Below are 16,113 nucleotides of genomic sequence, written 5' to 3'. Positions count from 1 at the left end.
GCGGGCGCCACGCTGAAGTGGCCGCGCATGCCGCCGCCGTGCAGGGGTCGGCCGTGATCTCGCCACGGCTGACGATGGTCGCCGGTGCCTGCGCGGCCCTGGCCGCCCCCCACGGGCACTACGGCCGGCTGTTCGAGACCGCGCTGGCCACCGCGGGCGCGGAGCGCTGGCCGTTCGAGCGGGCCCGCCTGCAGCTCATCTACGGTGAACGCCTGCGCCGCGACAAGGCCACCACCGAGGCCCGCGGCCAGCTGACCACCGCGCTCGACACCTTCCGCAGCCTCAGCGCCGGACCGTGGGTGGCCAGGGCGAGCGCCGAGCTACGGGCCACCGGCCTGTCCATCGGGCCCGGCGGGGCCACCGGCACGGCCACGGGGATGGCCGCGCTCACCCCGCAGCAGCAGGAGATTGCCAAGCTCGCGGCGGCGGGGCTGACGAACAAGCAGATCGGCGAGCGGTTGTTCCTGTCTCCGCGTACCGTCGCCAATCACCTGTACCAGCTGTTTCCGAAGCTCGGTGTCACCTCCCGGGCCGCGCTCAGAGACGCGCTGAACCAAGTCAAATGACTCAATCGACACCTTCGCCCCGCGACCTAGCGTGAGTGCCCTCACGGTCTCATCGGCGAAGGAGCACAGCCATGACAATCCCGCGCATCGTTCTGGTCCACGGCGGGTTCGTGGACGGGTCCGGCTGGCAGGGCGTCCACCACCTGCTGAAGCAGGACGGCTACGACGTCGCCGTCGTGCAGAACCCGACCCTGTCGCTGGATGGCGACGTCACCGCGACCCGGCAGGTCATCGACGCCCAAGATGGCCCGGTCGTCCTGGTAGGCCACTCCTACGGCGGAGTGGTCGTCACCGAGGCGGGCACTCACGACAAGGTGGCCGCCGTGGTCTACATCGCGGCCTTCGCCCCCGACAAGGGCGAGTCGGTGAACGCGCTGATCGCCGACCCGCCACCCGGGGCGCCGGTCCCGCCGATCCTGCCGCCGGTGGACGGCTTCCTGTTCCTGGACCGCGAGAAGTTCCCCGCCTCGTTCGCCGCCGACCTGCCGGCCGAGCAGGCCGCGTTCATGGCCGACTCCCAGGTTCCCTGGGGTGTGGACGCCCTCGGCGGCGCGGTCGTCGAGCCGGCCTGGCGACACAAGCCGAGCTGGTACCTGGTCGCGACCGAGGACCGGATGATCCCCCCGCCCGCCCAGCGAGCCATGGCCGAGCGAGCGGGCTCCACCGTGACCGAGACCGCCGGCAGTCACGCCGTCTACGTGTCCGACCCCGCCGCGGTGGCCGCGGTCATCCGCCAGGCCGCCACCGCCGTCTCCGCACGTTGACCACGGTCCCGGCGCTCGGACCGGCCGAGCGCCGGACTCGATCCACCCCCGACAGGTCGCGGAGAAACGCGTGTCCACCACCCCACCCAGCTTCGCGGAACTGCTCCGCCACCACCGACGCGCGGCGCAACTGACGCTTGAGCAACTCGCCGGGGCCTCGGGAGTCAGCATCCGGGCCCTGTCCGACATGGAGCGCGGACGCAGCGCCGGACCTCAGCACCGGACCGTCGTCGCGCTGGCCGATGCGCTCGCGCTGAGCGAAGACGACCGCGAACAGCTCATCGACCTGGCGCGATCCGGCCGGCTGAGGGATCACTGGACGCGCCCGACCGGCCTGTGCGAGCTGCCCCGATCCGTGGACGACTTCACCGGCCGGGCCGCGGAGCTAGCCTGGGCCGACGACGTCATGCACGCCGGCGACGCGCCAGGCGCGGCCGGCGTGGCCCTCATCACCGGCGCGGCCGGCCTGGGCAAGACCACGCTCGCCGTGCACACCGCCCATGTGCTGCGGCCGAGCTTTCCCGACGGGTTGTTCTTCGTCGACCTGTACGGCATGTCCCCTCGGCCGCTCACGGCCGACGACGCTCTCATGCAACTGCTGCGCGCGCTCGGCACCACGGAGCGGCACCTGCCCCACGACACTCTGGAGCGCGCCTCGGTTCATCGGTCCCTGCTGCGGGAGCGGCGTGTGCTGCTCGTGCTCGACAACGCCGGGTCGGAGGAGCAGATACGGCCGCTCCTGCCCGCCGGCGGCCAGAGTCGCGCGCTCGTGACGAGCCGGCGACTGCTGGCCGGACTGGAGGGTGTGCACCGGCTGAGTCTGGGCCCGTTGCCGCTGGTGGAAGCGGCTGAGTTGCTGACCGGGATTCTGGCCAGACGTGGGTCCTCCGATGGAGGATCGGCTGTCGGCGAGCTCGCCGAGTTCTGCGGTGGTCTGCCGCTGGCTTTGCGGATCGTGGGCAACCGGCTGGTCAGCCGGCCCGGCTGGCGTGCCGCGGAGTTCGCCGACCGGCTGGCGGACGAAGAAAGGCGCCTGGACCAGCTCAGAGCTGGCGATCTCAAGGTAGCTACCGCGTTCGGGATGTCCTACAAGCAACTGGCCGCCTCGACGCAGCGGGTCTTCCGCAGGCTCGCCTTGGTGCCAGGCCGAGACTTCGACGCCACTCTCGCGGCAGTGGCGGGTGGCGCCTCGATGGAGGGGATGTGGGAAGCCCTCGACGAACTCGTCGACCTCGGTCTGCTGCAGGACAGCAGGTCGGGACGCTACCGCTTCCACGACCTGGTCCGGCTGTTCGCCCGCGACCGGTTGCACGCGGAGGAGCGCTCGTCCGAGCGCGACGCGCTCACCGTGACGGTGACGTCGTGGCTGCTACGCATGGCCACCGTCGCCGGGCGGTGGTTCGACCCCGCCTACGGCCGTCCCGATCCGCCCGACGCCGACCTGTCCTCTTCCGAGGAGGCCGACCACTGGCTGCGTGTGAACGTGGACAACTGGCTGGGCGCGTTGCGGGCAGCGGCGGGCGGCGGCCGACAGGCCGACGTTCTCGACTGCGCCGAGTCGATGGACTGGTTCTCCGACCGGTGGATGCACGCGCCTCACTGGCACGAGGTCTTCACCCTCGGCTCCGAGGCCGCCGCCGCCCTGGATGATCCGGCCCGCCAGGCCAGGCAGCTGAACCTGCTGGCCTGGGTCCATCTGGTACCGCGAGACGACCTGGAGACCACCCTGCGATACACGGCCCAGGCGCTGGAGCTCGCCACCCGTAGTGACGCCACGGCGCAGGTCGCCTCGGCTCACCACAATGCGGCGGGCGCGCTTCGCAGGCTCGGACGGCCCGATGAGGCCATCGCAGCGGAGACTCGGGCGGCGGAGCTGTTCAAGGCCGTCGGCGACATCGATACCTACGGACAATGTCTCGGTTCCCTCGGCAGTTGCCTACGCGATTCCGGACGCCACAGCGAGGCCTTGGAGCAGTATCTCGGCCTGTGGGCCCTGGTGAACGACGACCGGTCGGGGGTGACGTCGAGCGTCGCGGCGTTCATCCGGCCGATCGCGCTTGCCCGCATCGGCGAATGTCTGGCGCTGCTCGGCCATCACTCCGAGGCGATCGCCACGCTCACCGAGGCGATCACCCTCATGGAGGAGGGTCAGTTGCCCGTCCCGCAGGCCGCTTCCCTGCAGACGCTGGCGGCCTTGCTGGGCGAGGAAGGCCGGACCGGCGAGAGCCGCCATGCCTATGCGCGGGCGGCCGAGGTGTACCAGGCCGTCGGCGACATCGAGGCGGCCGACCGCTGCCGCAAGCTGGCGAGCGCCGCGCCCTGATGGTTCCGCACTACTTCTGCCTCCTGTTCCGCATGGTCTGTTCCCTCGGGCGCCACTTGGATGAAGGGCACAGGACGGGCATCGGGCCTGTCCCTCCAGATCAGGAGCGATCATGACCACCATCAGGAACATCGTGCTCGTGCACGGTGGCTTCGTCGACGGATCCGGATGGCAGGGCGTCTACGACGAGCTCGCCCGGGACGGCTTCCGCGTCCGGATCGTGCAGAACCCGACGCTGTCGCTGGAGGGGGACGTCGCCTCGACCCGCCAGGTCCTCGACAGCCTCGACGGACCGGCCGTTCTCGTCGGCCACTCCTACGGCGGGGTCGTCATCAGCGAAGCCGGCACGCACCCCAACGTCGCAGCGCTGGCCTACATCGCCGCATTCGCCCCCGACAAGGGCGAATCGGTCAGCACCCTCATCGCCGACCCACCGCCCGGGGCGCCCGTGCCGCCGATCCTGCCTCCGCGTGACGGCTTCCTGTTCCTCGACCGCGACAAGTTCCACGGCTCGTTCGCCGCCGACCTGCCCACGCAGTCCGCCGCGTTCATGGCCGACTCCCAGGTCCCCTGGGGCGTGGACGCCCTCGGTGGGAGGGTCACCGAACCGGCCTGGCGGCACAAGCCGAGCTGGTATCTGGTGGCCACCGAGGACCGCATGATCCCGCCGCCGGCTCAGCGGATCATGGCCCAGCGCACCGAGGCGACCGTAGTCGAGGTCGTCGGCAGCCACGCCGTCTACGTGTCCCAACCTGCCGCAGTCGCCGATCTCATCCGCCAGGCCGCCGCCTGACGGCCGGGCTGTCGGCGCGCTCACACCGAGTCACTACCCGGCCGCCGACCGGGCACCGGACGATCTTCTCCTGCCTGGGCGGCAAGCCGCCTGGGCCGTCCGGATGGCGCTCGGCCTGGAGCAACGCCGTGCTGAAGCGTGGCTGAGCCGTGCCCGGGCGCCGTCTTCCCCATGTATTCCCGTCATCTCTCGCACCAGTTCTCTGGAGATACCGTTGAACCGCTCCACCCCACTGCCACGCCGCCTCGTGTTCGCCGCCGCTGCCGGCAGCCTGGCCGCCGCGCTCCTTGCGGTCCCTGCCGCGTCCGCGGCACCCTCCAACAGTCCGGCCAAGCCCACGATCGTCCTGGTCCACGGCGGATTCGCCGACGCCTCCAACTGGAACGGCGTGATCAGCAGGCTCCAGGAGAGGGGCTATCCGGTCATCGCGCCGGCCAACCCGCTGCGCGGCCTGCCCACCGACGCGCCGTACATCGCCAGCGTGCTGAAGTCGATCGAGGGGCCGATCGTCCTGGTCGGCCACTCCTACGGCGGCGCCGTGATCACCAACGCGGCCGTCGACGTCCCCAACGTCAAGGCGCTGGTCTACATCGCCGCGTTCGTCCCCGACGAGGGCGAACAGCTCGGCGTCCTGATCAACAAGTACCCCGGCACCCAGATCCCCGGCGCCGTCCGGGAAGTGCCCTTCCCCAACCCGGACGGCAGCACCGGCACCGACCTGTACCTCAGGCCAGACAAGTTCCGCAGCGCCTTCGCCGCCGACTTGCCTGTCTCCACCACCCGCCTCATGCAGGCCGGGCAGCGGCCGTTCAGCGCCTCCTCCTTCACCGACAAGACCACCGGTGCCGCCTGGCGCACCGTCCCCTCGTGGGCGCTGGTGGCCACCGAGGACAAGGCCATCCCGCCGGCCCTGGAGCGCTATATGTACAAGCGGGCGAAGTCGCGCATCTACGAAGTGGCCGCCTCGCACGTGCCGATGATCAGCCAGCCGAGCCTGGTGACGCGCATCATCCAGGACGCGGCCCGCGCCGTCGACTGAACCGGCCATGCCGATCGGCAACCCGCGCCGCTACTTCAGCCGCGGCGTGACCACCTGAGTGCGGGACCCCCCGGGCAGCACTGTCCATGTCAGGAGTACGTTCGTGAGCCTCTCCTCCGACCCGCTGCTACCCGGCACCCACACCGTGAGCATCCAGGGAGTGCTGCAGCGCTACCACGTCACCGGCTCCGGCCCGCTCTGCCTCGTCCACCCCGGCGGCCCCGGGCTCGGCTGGGAGTACCTGCGAATGCCCGAACTGGAGCAGCATCTGACCCTGGTCTACCTGGAGCCGATCGGAACCGGCGGCTCCGGGCACCTGCCCCGGCCGCAGGACTACCGCATCGATACCTACGCCCACTTCCTGCACAGCGTCGTGGAACACCTGAACGTGCCGAGCGTGTTCCTGCTCGGCCACTCCCACGGCGGCTTCGTCGCCCAGCAGTACGCGCTGATCCATCCCGCCGCCCTGGCGGGCCTGATCCTCTACGACACCTCGCCCTGCACCGGCCAGGAGTTCTGGGACCAGGCGCTCGCCACCCTCGACCGCCTCCCGCAACGCCACCCCGACCAGCCCGAGGCCGCCACCATCCCGCGCCTGTTCCGCCACGCTCTCGCCGCCACCGACAATGCCTCCTGCACCCAGGCGCTACGTGCAGTCCTGCCCGCCTACTTCGCCGACTACTGGGCCCGCGAAGCCGACCTGGCCCCTCTCCGGGCTTCCCTGCGCGCCTGGGTCGACCCGATGCGCGCGGAGCAACCCCCCTTCGACGTCCGTGACCGTCTGGGCCAGATCGCCACACCCACCTTGATCATCAGCGGCGCCCACGACTTCATCTGCGGTCCTGACTGGGGACGGCTGCTGCACGAAGGCATCGCCCACGCCCAGTTCCTCCTTCTGCAGAACAGCGGCCACCTCGGCCACCTCGAACAACCCGGCGCGTTCACAGCGGCCATCAACGCCTCCACCTTTGGCGCCGGTCGGCCGGCGGAGGCGACGTGATCACGGACGCTGCTGTAGTGCTGGATCCGGCATGGCCTTCTCAGAAACGAGCCGCCCCCAGAGCACGATCAAATATCGGCTGCCGGGCTCTTCGGGACGCGAACGCGCTTGCAGAACTCGTTCTCATCGTCGGCGACGCCGCCGACGGCGGGTCTCGCCGTCAACCACCCTTGCAGCCCGTCGAAACCGTGCTCCGCGCGTTCTTGATCTTCTTCCCCAGACAAGAGGAAGGATCAATCAAGGGCTGTCCCCATGGTCAGCCGGGGTCGATACCGGCCGGCCGCAGGTTAAAGATCAAGTTAGCCCTCGAGGTTCCGGCCGCGTGTTCCTGCCGTCGGGTTGTTGTTCGGTTGGTTGTCGGCGTTCCAGCTGGCCAGGAGGCGGATCGCGTCGGCTTCGGGGGTGCCGGGCTGGGGGGCGTAGACGGTGAGTATCTGGCTGGAGGCGGCGTCGATGCGGAGGGTCTCGTAGGGCAGTGTGACCTCGCCGATGAGTGGGTGCCGGAAGGTCTTCGTGCCGGCCCGGTGGATTCGTACGTCGTTGGTCGCCCAGCGCGTCCGGAATTCTGTGCTGCGGGTCGCGAGTTGTCCGATCAGTTCGGTCAGGTCGGGGTCGTCGGGGTGGCGGCCGGCCTCGATGCGCAGCATCGCCACAGTGTCGGCGGTGATCCGGTCCCACTCGGGGAACAGGTCCCGGGCCCTGGGCTCGTCGAGGAACAGGAAGCGGGCGCTGTTCGTCCGTCCGGGCATGTCGTACACGGGTGCGAGGAGTGCGCGCCCCAGTGTGTTGACCGCGAGGATGTCGAACCGGCCGTTGAAGACCACTGCGGGCAGGTGGTCCATCGAGTCCAGCAGCACCCGGATTCCGGGGGTGATCAGGTCCTTCGCCGCGCCGCGGCTCCGCTTGCGGGCCGCGGGGGTCAGGGCGGCGAGCAGCCGGCCGAGGTGAGCGCGTTCGTCGTCGTCCAGACGCAGGACGTCGGCGACGGCGTCGACGACTCCGGCGGAGGGCCCGGTCGCCTGGCCGCGTTCGAGCCGCACGTAGTACTCCGGGCTGACCCCGGCGAGCAACGCGACCTCCTCCCTGCGCAGGCCCTTGACCCGACGGCGGGGGCCCTGCGGAGGAAGGCCGGCCTCGGTTGGGGTGACCCGGGCACGGCGAGTGGTGAGGAACTCGCGGACCGCCGTCCGCGCAGCCTCCTTCTCGTCCATGAGATCAAGGATAGGCCCGGCCCGCGCCCCGGAAGGGGTCCCTGTGAGTACCCCTTTTCGCAGGGGCTGTCGCGACGTGGTGAACCGATGTTGGCTGAACGTCAGCGAGATCGAGATCGGCGCCCGGATGCCGTGGACGCCGTCCTTCGCCACTTCCCTCTGATGCACCTTCCTTCGACACTCTCGACGAGAAATGAGTTCTCTGATGCGGCACGCCATGCTGGGGAGCCTGCGCGTTTCCCGGATCGGTCTGGGTGCCATGTCCATGGCCGGCACTCTCCTCTCCGGCGGCGGCCTGGACGACGCTGAATCGATCCGCGCTATCCATCGCGCGCTCGACCTCGGCGTCACCCACATCGACACCGCCGAAAGCTACGGCCCGTACCACGGCGAGGAGATCGCCGTATGAGCGAGCAGCGAGCAGCCCAGCACTGGATCGACGGCGCCGAGGCCGCCGGCGGCGGGTGCGAGCGCATCGAGGTCGTGAACCCGGCCACCGCCACCGTGATCGCCGACTTGCCGGCGGGTACGGCGGCTGACGTCGACCGGGCCGTCGCGGCCGCGCAGCGTGCGTTCCCAGAGTGGTCGGCGGTGCCGGTCAGTGAGCGGGCCGCCGCGATCGCCCGGATCGCCGACGGCATCACGGACGCCATCGACGACTTCGCCGCCACCGTCACCTCCGAGATGGGTTCGCCGATCTCGTACGCCAAGGTCGTGCAGGCCGGGCTCCCCTACCAGGTGGCGAGTAGCTTCGCCGCGCTGGCCGACGGCTACGCCTGGGAGGAGGAACTGGGCAACAGGCTGATCGTGCGCGAGCCGATCGGCGTCGTCGGCGCGATCACGCCGTGGAATGCCCCCCTGTATCAGACCGTCGCGAAGGACGCGCCGGCGTTGCTCGCCGGTTGCACGGTGGTGCTCAAGCCCAGCGTGGTCACCCCGCTCACCGCTGCCCTATTCGCCGAGCTGACCGCGGCCGCGGGGATCCCGGCGGGCGCCTTCAACGTCGTGTACGGCGCCGGGTCGGTGGTCGGCGAAGCGATCTCCGGCCACCAGGGCATCGACATGGTGTCGTTCACCGGATCCACCGGCGCCGGCAAGCGGGTGTCGATCAGTGCGGCCGGCACCGTGAAGCGGGTGGCGCTGGAGCTGGGTGGCAAGTCGGCCAACGTCATCCTCGACGACGCCGACATGCAGAACGCCGTCAACCTCGGCCTGGAGTACGCCTGGATGAACGGCGGCCAGACTTGTGCTGCGTGGACGCGGATGCTGGTGCCCGCGAGCCGGCACGACGAGATCGTCGAGCTCGCGGTGGCCGCCGCCGGTTCCTACGGTGTGGGCGACCCGACCGACCCGGCCACCCGGATCGGCCCGATGTCCTCGGTCGCCCAGCAGGGCCGGGTGTCCGGCTACAACCTGCTGACCGCCGACGGCTTCCGTGTCGGCATCGTGCAGCACGCCACGTTCTCGCTCGCCGGCGACGTCGGACCACCTGACGGGTCCTCGACGCCCAGAACGGTCCCTCCGTGCCGTCGGGCACTCCTACGGCGGAGTCGTCGTCTCCGAGGCTGGCACCCACGACGCCGTGGCGCCGGTGGTGTACATCGCCGCGTTCGCCCCGGACCAGGGCGATTCGGTGAGCACGCTCATCGCCGACCCGCTGCCCGGCGCGTCATGCAATGACCGATGACCCGACACATCGAGCCGCCCGTTTCGTCGGTCAGAAAGAAGGCATCGTGAACAACACTCTTATTCCGTTCATCCGTGAATTCGCTAAGGCGCCAACCGTTGTCGCGTCGGTGATACCGAGCGGCAAAGCTCTCGCCCGGCAGGTGACATCACCGATTCCGTCGATTGGGCAACCGGTCGTCGTGGAACTCGGCTCCGGCACCGGTGCGTTCAGCCGGACGATTCAAGAGCGACTTGACGGGCGGGGGCGGCATATCGCCCTCGACGTCAATGAGCGTTTCACCGCCTTGTTGTCCGAACGCTTCGCAGGCCTCGAAGCGGTCACGGCGGGTGCCCGTGACCTCTCCGCCCTCCTCGCCGAGCGCGGCCTCGGTCAGGCCGATGCCATCGTCAGCGGCCTGCCGTGGGCGTCGTTTCGACACGAACGGCAGCGTGAACTGCTCGACGCCGTCGTGGACGCCTTATCGCCACAGGGTGCCTTCACGACCTTCGCCTATGTCCATGCTCGCCGGTTCATCCCGGCTCGCCGGTTCCGCCGGTCATTGGCGGATCGGTTCGATGAAGTCGTCCTCGGACGGACCGTGTGGGCGAATCTGCCTCCGGCGCTGGTGTATCACTGCCGTCGTCCCCAGCCACGACAGCGCGACCACCGGACGGCTGGCGTACCAGGCCACGCCGTGGCGGCAGATCGATTCGGTGCCGCAGATGCCAGCGCCGCCGATCAGCACTGCTGGTGACGGTTAGTAGTACCTCCGGGAAGTCGGTCAGGCGTCCGCGCCAGCCGGTGTCGAGGATCTTCCAGTTGACCAGGTGCGCGATGTTGCGTTCCACGGCCGCTCGGAGCTGGTTGAGGGTGCTGCTGCTGCAGGCGCGCTGAACGTCGGTGAGATCCCGGCCACGGGTTTTCGGGTACCGGTGATCGCGGCGGTGCCCAGGTCGGCCTCGCTCTATGCGGCGCTGGGCCGTGGGCCCCTGTCGCCGGTGATCTCGGCGGAGTCGAACAGCACAGCCTGCGCTGAAGGCACGCATCGGCAACACCCCAGAGCGGAAGATCGCCTGCCGCGGAACCGTTTCGTACGGTAGGCAAGTACTTCAAGCACGCCTGACCGTTGCCTGGAGAATCACGCTTAAAGCTCGGCGGCTGACTAGGAAGAGGCCATTGGCATGGACCCGAAAAGCCAACGGCGCCGTGGGCCGCCAAATTGCCCCTGGCTCAGGAGGCCGGGGTGGGCCCGACCTACGCGGTGCAAGCTAGGGGGTGCGATTTCAGGGCTCAGTCAAGGGGAGTGTGGTCCGCGATGTCGACGCCGGTCGAGCGCAGACGCGCTTCGATCGCCCGCAAGGAGTTCGAGACGATGGCCCAGGCCGCCGACGAGTGCATCACCAAGGTCGCCGGCATCGAGGTGGTCGGCCCGCAGGCGGTCCGGCGCGAGAACACCAGCCTGCTCGCCCAGATGATCGCCGACCTCGAAGCCAGGCTCACCGAGCCGACGGCAGGCTGAGCAGAGCAGCGGATCACCTCGCTGTTGATGCGGTACGGACGGATCTGGCGCCAGGGCGTGAAGTGGACCGCCGTTCACCGGGAATGGGTGAACGGTCAGCGCTTCGAAGAGCCGGCGCTGAGTTCGACCTATCAGCACTATCTGGCCGCGCTGCAGGCCCGAGAGGCCGAGCTTGCGGCCGTCGAAAGGGTGCTGCTGCTCTGGGCCGAGCGTGAGCCGCTGAGCGCCGCGGTCCATCGTCTGATCGCCTACCGGGGCATCGCCGAGCTGACCGCGCTCACGTTGGCCGGCGAGGTGGTCGGCTGGCGGCGCTTTCCCTGCGCGCGGGCCTTCATGGGCTTCACCGGGCTGACCCCAAGCGAATACTCCAGCGGTGAGCGGTCCCGCCGCGGCCACATCACCAAGGCGGGCCCGACCGACGTGCGCACCGCGCTCACCGAGGCTGCGTGGGCGTATCAGTTCCGGCCGGCAGTCGGTGCGCCGCTGCGCCGTCGCCAGGCAGGTGCCAGTCCGGCCACCGTCGCCCGCTCCTGGAGCGCCCAGCAGCGGCTGTGCGCCAAGTTCCGCCAGATGACCGGCCCCGGTAAGCGCCCCGGCCCGATCGCCGTGACCGCGGTCGCCCGCGAACTGGCCGGGTTCGTCTGGGCCGAGATGACCAGCGAGTAGGCGCTCATGACCTTCGGCACGGCATCTCCTTCACCCGGCGGCCGTCACCGCCGGTGGGTGTCGTGCCACCGTGACCGGTGGTGGATCGGGACGCACGCCGCGGCAGGGGTGAACCCCGTCAGATCTTTGAGCTACCCAACGCTCGTCTCAAGTGAGGGGCCCCGTCCTGCGCACAGCAGACATGCGATCTCGACACGCGAATATCAGAATGGCAGTGGCGAAGGCCACGACCCCGCCCTGATCCACCACCCCTGCCTCGCGCGTCCTCCACCCGGCTGGAGTGTGGAGAGATCTCCCCGACGCCTCAAGACCGTTCGTCCTCGCTACGCTGCGGGCGCTCCGTCTTGACCCGTCAGGTCGATTTCTCCTGCTCATAGACCAGGAGGACACACAGGAAAAACGACACCAAACCATCAACATTCGGGCCGGTGTGGCTGCAAAGCCTTGACGGGCCGTTTCATATCAGAACTGTTGCTTAGCCGACATGCATGACCACCTGGATCTCGGCCCGGCCACCTTAGCTGCGCGGCGGTAGCAGGGCAGCGATACAGCGATACAGGCCGCACATCGACCACGTCGAACGGCCTGCGGCTCCTTGGCGCCCCGCGGTCCTCTTGAACGACATCAAAGGATCTTGAAAGTCGGATGGCTCATCTTCGTAGAAGAGATCACGACGGCGGCGGGTACCGAAGTACCCGCCCGTTCGACGATTACGGGCTCCCAGCCGACCTGACGCAACCGGATCGCCGTGAGCACGCTCAGCCAGTCGCATCCATGTCGTTGAAGACCAGCGACTTGATCGTCACCGGCACCGTACCCGAAGGCTGACGGACGCGCCCGAGGTCGACATAGTCGAAGTCGCGCAGGAGCAGGCCGTCGAGGATCAGGAGGTCGTTCTCGACCCCCAGCTCGTCGCGCAGGATCCGGCCGAGCGTCCGGGCGATGTCGCCCTCCACCACGAGGTAGAGCCGCTCACCGGCGGCGAGTCGTGACGACAGCCCCTTGACGAGGCCTTCGCCGAAGGCGCGCAGCCGGTGATACTCGGGGTCACCGCTCCACGACAGGGCGACGGCGAGATCGCCGTCGCCCTGCGTGAATCGGCCGAGGTGCTCCCTGAGCGCGTCGGCCATGGCTCCGGAGTCGACGGTGTCGCCGAGAACGTACGTGGGCCGCGCCACTGGGAGGTTGCGCCGGGGAAGGGTCCGCTCGGCCGAGTCGAGGTGACTGGTGATGCCGCTGAGCTGCACGGTGTACTGCGAGGCGCCGAGCACCGTCGCGCGGATGCGCTCGGCAGCGGGTAGCACGGGCGCGGGGAGGAGTCCGCCTTCCGCGCTGCGTCGCAGCTCACCGCCGAGTCGATGGCCGAGGTCGCCGAAGTCGGCGGTCTGGGTGCCGTAGACGTACTCGGCCACGCCGCCCGAGAAGACGATGCCGTCGAGCCGCTCCGGGATGCTGAGCGGCTCGGTGAGCCACAGTCCCTCCGTCGCCTTGGTGTGCTGCCCGTTGAGAGCTTCCAGCAGCTCACCTGCCATGAGCGCGGCCACGTCATCGAGCTGGTCGTCGGTCACCGGAGAGCCGAGCGCCAGGTCGTGCCCGGCCCGCAGAGCATGCCGGCGGCCGCCGGGCTCGATCCGGGTGACCACGCCGTCGGTGACCGCGATGAGACGGCCGCCGACGTGGAACGCCGCCGTCTCGACGATCCGCCCGTCCTCCACCAGGGCAAGTTTGGTGGTGCCACCGCCGATGTCGATGTTGAGCAGGCGGCCGTGCTCCCGGCTCGACGCCCTGACGGCACCTGAGCCGTAGGCGGCGAGCATGGCTTCCATGTGATGACCGGCCGTCGCGCAGACCAGGTCGCCCGCACGCTCGCTGACCACCTCGGCGATCGCCTCGGAGTTGCGGCGGCGGAGCGCCTCGCCGGTGAGGATGACCGCACCGGTGTCGATCATCTCGGGCGTGAAACGCGCCTCGGCGTACGCCTCGTCGAGGAGCACGCCGAGGCGGGCCGCGTCGATCTGCAGGTCCGCGCCGAACGGCGTCAAGTGGACCGGCGACTCGTAGAGCGACTCGCGCCGGACCACGACGTACCGGCTGGTGAGGTCCTCGCTCAGCCGCCGGAGATGGAGCCGCGAGAACGCAAGCTGGGTGCCTGAGGAGCCGATGTCCACGCCTACGCTGTGCAGCGTGACGTTGTCCTGCTGCCAGATCGGGTGCTCGTCCAGCGGAACGTCGGGCTCGTCGTCGTGGTCGTGGTCGTGGTCGTGGTCGCGCCCAGCGCCGTCGACGTCATCATGGTGCCCGTGCCCGGTGCTCATGCGGTGGCGGTGCTCTCGCCCGGCGTCGGCGGCAGGTCCTCGAGCTCGGCCGCGTAGGCGGCGTCCATCTGCGGGGTCAGCCCCTTCTGGGCGAGCGCCTTGGCGAAGGTGTCGCGGACGATGGGGGACTCATCGGCGTAGTCGATCTGATCACCGCCGATCCGCCGGCTGATCCAGGCCTTCGGCACGCCCTGGGCGTTGCGGATCGAGACCACCTCGTGCTTGAACGCCAGGTACCGGGCAGGACTGTCGCCGGTGTTGAAGTGCTGGTGGAACCACATGTTGGGCGGGACGATGAGCGTGCCCGGCTTCCAGTCGTAGCGCTTCGGCTCCTCGCCCTCGGGCCACATCAGGCTGAAGCCCTCACCGCTCAGGATGATGACGTGCGCGCCCGGGCCGTGGCGGTGACCCTTTTTGTACGTCGCGACGGGGAACTGTGAGATGTGGCTGTTCATGGAGCCCTTGGCCATCATGAAGCGGATGTGGCCTCCGCCCGCACCGCGCTCCTTGGCGTGGATGAGCGGGAGGTTCACGGCGTCGGCGACGAAGTTCGTCTTGAGGAGCAGGCCCTCGACCTCGTCCTTGTCGGCGAAGTAGTCGGGCTCGCCGTTGAAGCGGCCGACGAAGTCGTGTGCGGTGTCGAAGACGAACTCCGGCTCGTCGTACATGTTCAGCACCGGCGGCATGTTCGTCGAGGAGACGAAGCGGGCGGCGGTGGTCCCCGAGCCGTTGAAGTGCTGGTGCCAGGTGTTGAGCGGAATCGCGAAGAGGGAGCCCGAGCCCCACTCGAAGGTGATCTTCTTGCCGGCGTCGTTCCATACGCTGGTCGAGCCGTTGCCCGAGAGCACCATGATCATCTCTTCGAAGAGCTGGCGCTGTGGGGCCAGCTTGCCGCCGGCGGGGATCTCGCACACATAGCAGTCGTTGGACGTGCGGGAGGCTTCGTGGTTGATGAAGACACCGCGCCCGCCGCGGCGATCCCAGGGTTTCAGCTCGACCGTGTTGAGGTCAGGGATGTAGTGGGCGGAGATGATGTCCAGCCCCTCGTTGCGGACCCATGAGGCGTACGGGGTGTTCTTCTCGCGGGCGAAGTTCTTCGCCATGCTGTCCGAAACGAGCGCATCTTTTGTCACTGAAACCTCCACTTTCATGTGGTACAACGGTAAGACCAATATCTGGATTGCGTCAACAAGCGCCCCCCGATCGAAGGCAGGTGCGAGCACCGTGGGCATCGCCGCCTGGTTGCGCCTGCACCAGGCGTTGCCCGTCGAGCCGCGGCCCACACGCCGCGCAGGTCCCCGCTCCGAGGTCATGGTGGAGATGTCATACCATTAGCTACATGGAGACAACGAGATCCGGGAGCAGCGCCGACCCGTCGGAACTCTTCAGCCGTGTCAACGTCGACCGTGTCTCGCAGGTCATCGTCGACCAGATCAAGCTTCTCATCCGTGACGGGCGGCTGAGTTCTGGCGATCGCCTGCCCAGCGAACGCGAGTTGTGTCAGCGTTTCGGCGTCAGCCGGGTGACCGTGCGTGAGGCCCTGCGCGTGCTGGAGGCCGGCGGGCTCGTCACGATCAAAGTCGGTTCGCACGGCGGCGCCTTCCTGACCTCGCCTTCGGCGGAGCGCCTCGGTGCCGGACTCGCCGACCTCATCTCGCTGACGCCCCTGACGGCGGCGAACATCACCGAGGCGCGCATCATCGTGGAACTGGGCATCCTTTCCCTGGTCGTCGAACGAGCGACTGAGGAGGACATCGCCGATCTGCTCACCATGGTCGAGGAGAGCCGGCAGGCCGTCGAGAAGGGCGAATACGCGATCGAGATGTCGGCCGCGTTCCACACCCGGGTGGCGGCGTGCACGCACAACCCCGCCATCGAGATGCTGGTCCAGAGCTTCCACGGTCCTCTGCTGATGTCATTGCAGGAGTCGCACGTCGACGCGCCGATGGGACACCAAGGGACCGACGAGCACCGGGCGCTCACCTACGCCATCAAGGATCGCGACCAGGCGGCGGCTCGCGAGGTGATGACCCGCCACCTCGAGCGAACGGCTCGCCGTGTGGGGCACGACGGGTGACCAGCCCGCGAGTACGGCGAAACGGGGCCGGCACCGGCGGCCGTTGGTAATCATGAGTGGACGGGGGCAACCCTTCTACCCTCCGCTGGGCGACGAGACAGAGCTCTTCGAGGCCCAGGCGGTCCGCACCGGTGCCATCTGCGATTTGGACGAGATCGTCGAGGCGCGTAA

15 protein-coding genes are annotated in these 16,113 nt (G+C 69.0%); 12 read left to right on the top strand and 3 right to left on the bottom strand.

Annotated features, from left to right (window positions below):
* Positions 1-53: 53 nt before the first annotated feature.
* The 6 genes from ACFLIM_RS35905 (at position 54) to ACFLIM_RS35880 (ending at position 6,485) form a co-directional block, all read left to right on the top strand.
* The gene (locus ACFLIM_RS35905; protein WP_393172830.1) at positions 54-566 is read left to right on the top strand and encodes a helix-turn-helix transcriptional regulator; all 513 of its coding nucleotides are present in this window, start codon (positions 54-56) and stop codon (positions 564-566) included.
* A 71-nt stretch (positions 567-637) separates the two neighbouring features.
* A complete protein-coding gene (locus tag ACFLIM_RS35900; protein WP_393172829.1) occupies positions 638-1,330 on the top strand; it encodes an alpha/beta hydrolase in 693 nt (230 codons plus the stop codon).
* A 70-nt stretch (positions 1,331-1,400) separates the two neighbouring features.
* Positions 1,401-3,653: an ATP-binding protein gene (locus ACFLIM_RS35895; RefSeq protein WP_393172828.1), complete on the top strand. Its 2,253-nt coding sequence runs from the start codon at positions 1,401-1,403 to the stop codon at positions 3,651-3,653.
* A 112-nt stretch (positions 3,654-3,765) separates the two neighbouring features.
* The gene (locus ACFLIM_RS35890; protein ID WP_393172827.1) at positions 3,766-4,446 is read left to right on the top strand and encodes an alpha/beta fold hydrolase; all 681 of its coding nucleotides are present in this window, start codon (positions 3,766-3,768) and stop codon (positions 4,444-4,446) included.
* A gap of 214 nt (positions 4,447-4,660) precedes the next feature.
* A complete protein-coding gene (locus ACFLIM_RS35885; protein ID WP_393172826.1) occupies positions 4,661-5,485 on the top strand; it encodes an alpha/beta fold hydrolase in 825 nt (274 codons plus the stop codon).
* A gap of 103 nt (positions 5,486-5,588) precedes the next feature.
* Positions 5,589-6,485: an alpha/beta fold hydrolase gene (locus tag ACFLIM_RS35880; protein ID WP_393172825.1), complete on the top strand. Its 897-nt coding sequence runs from the start codon at positions 5,589-5,591 to the stop codon at positions 6,483-6,485.
* Between the two features lie 299 nt (positions 6,486-6,784).
* Here ACFLIM_RS35880 and ACFLIM_RS35875 read toward each other — a convergent pair whose 3' ends face one another.
* Positions 6,785-7,696 carry a helix-turn-helix transcriptional regulator gene (locus ACFLIM_RS35875; protein WP_393172824.1) on the bottom strand — a complete coding sequence of 304 codons (912 nt, stop codon included), beginning with the start codon at positions 7,694-7,696 and terminating at the stop codon, positions 6,785-6,787.
* A 205-nt stretch (positions 7,697-7,901) separates the two neighbouring features.
* Between ACFLIM_RS35875 and ACFLIM_RS35870 the strand changes: the two genes are divergently transcribed.
* The 5 genes from ACFLIM_RS35870 (at position 7,902) to ACFLIM_RS35850 (ending at position 11,550) form a co-directional block, all read left to right on the top strand.
* On the top strand, positions 7,902-8,105 hold the full coding sequence (locus ACFLIM_RS35870; protein ID WP_393172823.1) for an aldo/keto reductase: 204 nt from the start codon (positions 7,902-7,904) through the stop codon (positions 8,103-8,105).
* The gene (locus ACFLIM_RS35865; protein WP_393172822.1) at positions 8,102-9,376 is read left to right on the top strand and encodes an aldehyde dehydrogenase family protein; all 1,275 of its coding nucleotides are present in this window, start codon (positions 8,102-8,104) and stop codon (positions 9,374-9,376) included. Before ACFLIM_RS35870 ends, ACFLIM_RS35865 begins: the two co-directional genes overlap by 4 nt.
* Entirely contained in the window at positions 9,373-10,119 is a 747-nt protein-coding gene (locus tag ACFLIM_RS35860) for a class I SAM-dependent methyltransferase (protein ID WP_393172821.1), read from the top strand. Before ACFLIM_RS35865 ends, ACFLIM_RS35860 begins: the two co-directional genes overlap by 4 nt.
* A gap of 561 nt (positions 10,120-10,680) precedes the next feature.
* A complete protein-coding gene (locus ACFLIM_RS35855) occupies positions 10,681-10,884 on the top strand; it encodes a hypothetical protein (protein WP_393172820.1) in 204 nt (67 codons plus the stop codon).
* 27 nt (positions 10,885-10,911) lie between these two features.
* Positions 10,912-11,550, top strand: a complete 639-nt coding sequence (locus tag ACFLIM_RS35850) for a transposase (protein ID WP_393172819.1) — start codon at positions 10,912-10,914, stop codon at positions 11,548-11,550.
* 758 nt (positions 11,551-12,308) lie between these two features.
* On the opposite strand, the gene ACFLIM_RS35845 is transcribed toward ACFLIM_RS35850, so the two are convergent.
* Together ACFLIM_RS35845 and ACFLIM_RS35840 are read right to left on the bottom strand one after the other, a co-directional pair.
* Positions 12,309-13,865, bottom strand: a complete 1,557-nt coding sequence (locus tag ACFLIM_RS35845) for an ethanolamine ammonia-lyase reactivating factor EutA (RefSeq protein ID WP_393172818.1) — start codon at positions 13,863-13,865, stop codon at positions 12,309-12,311.
* Positions 13,862-14,998: a hypothetical protein gene (locus tag ACFLIM_RS35840; RefSeq protein ID WP_393172817.1), complete on the bottom strand. Its 1,137-nt coding sequence runs from the start codon at positions 14,996-14,998 to the stop codon at positions 13,862-13,864. Before ACFLIM_RS35840 ends, ACFLIM_RS35845 begins: the two co-directional genes overlap by 4 nt.
* Before the next feature lie 206 nt (positions 14,999-15,204).
* On the opposite strand from ACFLIM_RS35840, the gene ACFLIM_RS35835 reads away from it, so the two are divergent.
* Positions 15,205-15,942, top strand: a complete 738-nt coding sequence (locus tag ACFLIM_RS35835; RefSeq protein ID WP_393172816.1) for a FadR/GntR family transcriptional regulator — start codon at positions 15,205-15,207, stop codon at positions 15,940-15,942.
* Positions 15,943-16,113: the final 171 nt, after the last annotated feature.

The sequence above is a fragment of the Nonomuraea marmarensis genome, from assembly GCF_043197025.1.
GTDB lineage: Bacteria > Actinomycetota > Actinomycetes > Streptosporangiales > Streptosporangiaceae > Nonomuraea > Nonomuraea marmarensis.
Note: the sequence above shows the minus strand (reverse complement) of the source record. Positions and strands in the feature narration are given on the sequence as shown.

Coding starts and splice junctions, on each gene's coding strand:
- ACFLIM_RS35900 (WP_393172829.1), top strand. CDS start 638: ATGACAATCCCGCGCATCGTTCTGGTCCACGGCGGGTTCGTGGACGGG.
- ACFLIM_RS35890 (WP_393172827.1), top strand. CDS start 3,766: ATGACCACCATCAGGAACATCGTGCTCGTGCACGGTGGCTTCGTCGAC.
- ACFLIM_RS35875 (WP_393172824.1), bottom strand. CDS start 7,696: ATGGACGAGAAGGAGGCTGCGCGGACGGCGGTCCGCGAGTTCCTCACC.
- ACFLIM_RS35870 (WP_393172823.1), top strand. CDS start 7,902: ATGCGGCACGCCATGCTGGGGAGCCTGCGCGTTTCCCGGATCGGTCTG.
- ACFLIM_RS35865 (WP_393172822.1), top strand. CDS start 8,102: ATGAGCGAGCAGCGAGCAGCCCAGCACTGGATCGACGGCGCCGAGGCC.
- ACFLIM_RS35860 (WP_393172821.1), top strand. CDS start 9,373: ATGACCGATGACCCGACACATCGAGCCGCCCGTTTCGTCGGTCAGAAA.
- ACFLIM_RS35855 (WP_393172820.1), top strand. CDS start 10,681: ATGTCGACGCCGGTCGAGCGCAGACGCGCTTCGATCGCCCGCAAGGAG.
- ACFLIM_RS35850 (WP_393172819.1), top strand. CDS start 10,912: ATGCGGTACGGACGGATCTGGCGCCAGGGCGTGAAGTGGACCGCCGTT.
- ACFLIM_RS35845 (WP_393172818.1), bottom strand. CDS start 13,865: ATGAGCACCGGGCACGGGCACCATGATGACGTCGACGGCGCTGGGCGC.
- ACFLIM_RS35835 (WP_393172816.1), top strand. CDS start 15,205: ATGGAGACAACGAGATCCGGGAGCAGCGCCGACCCGTCGGAACTCTTC.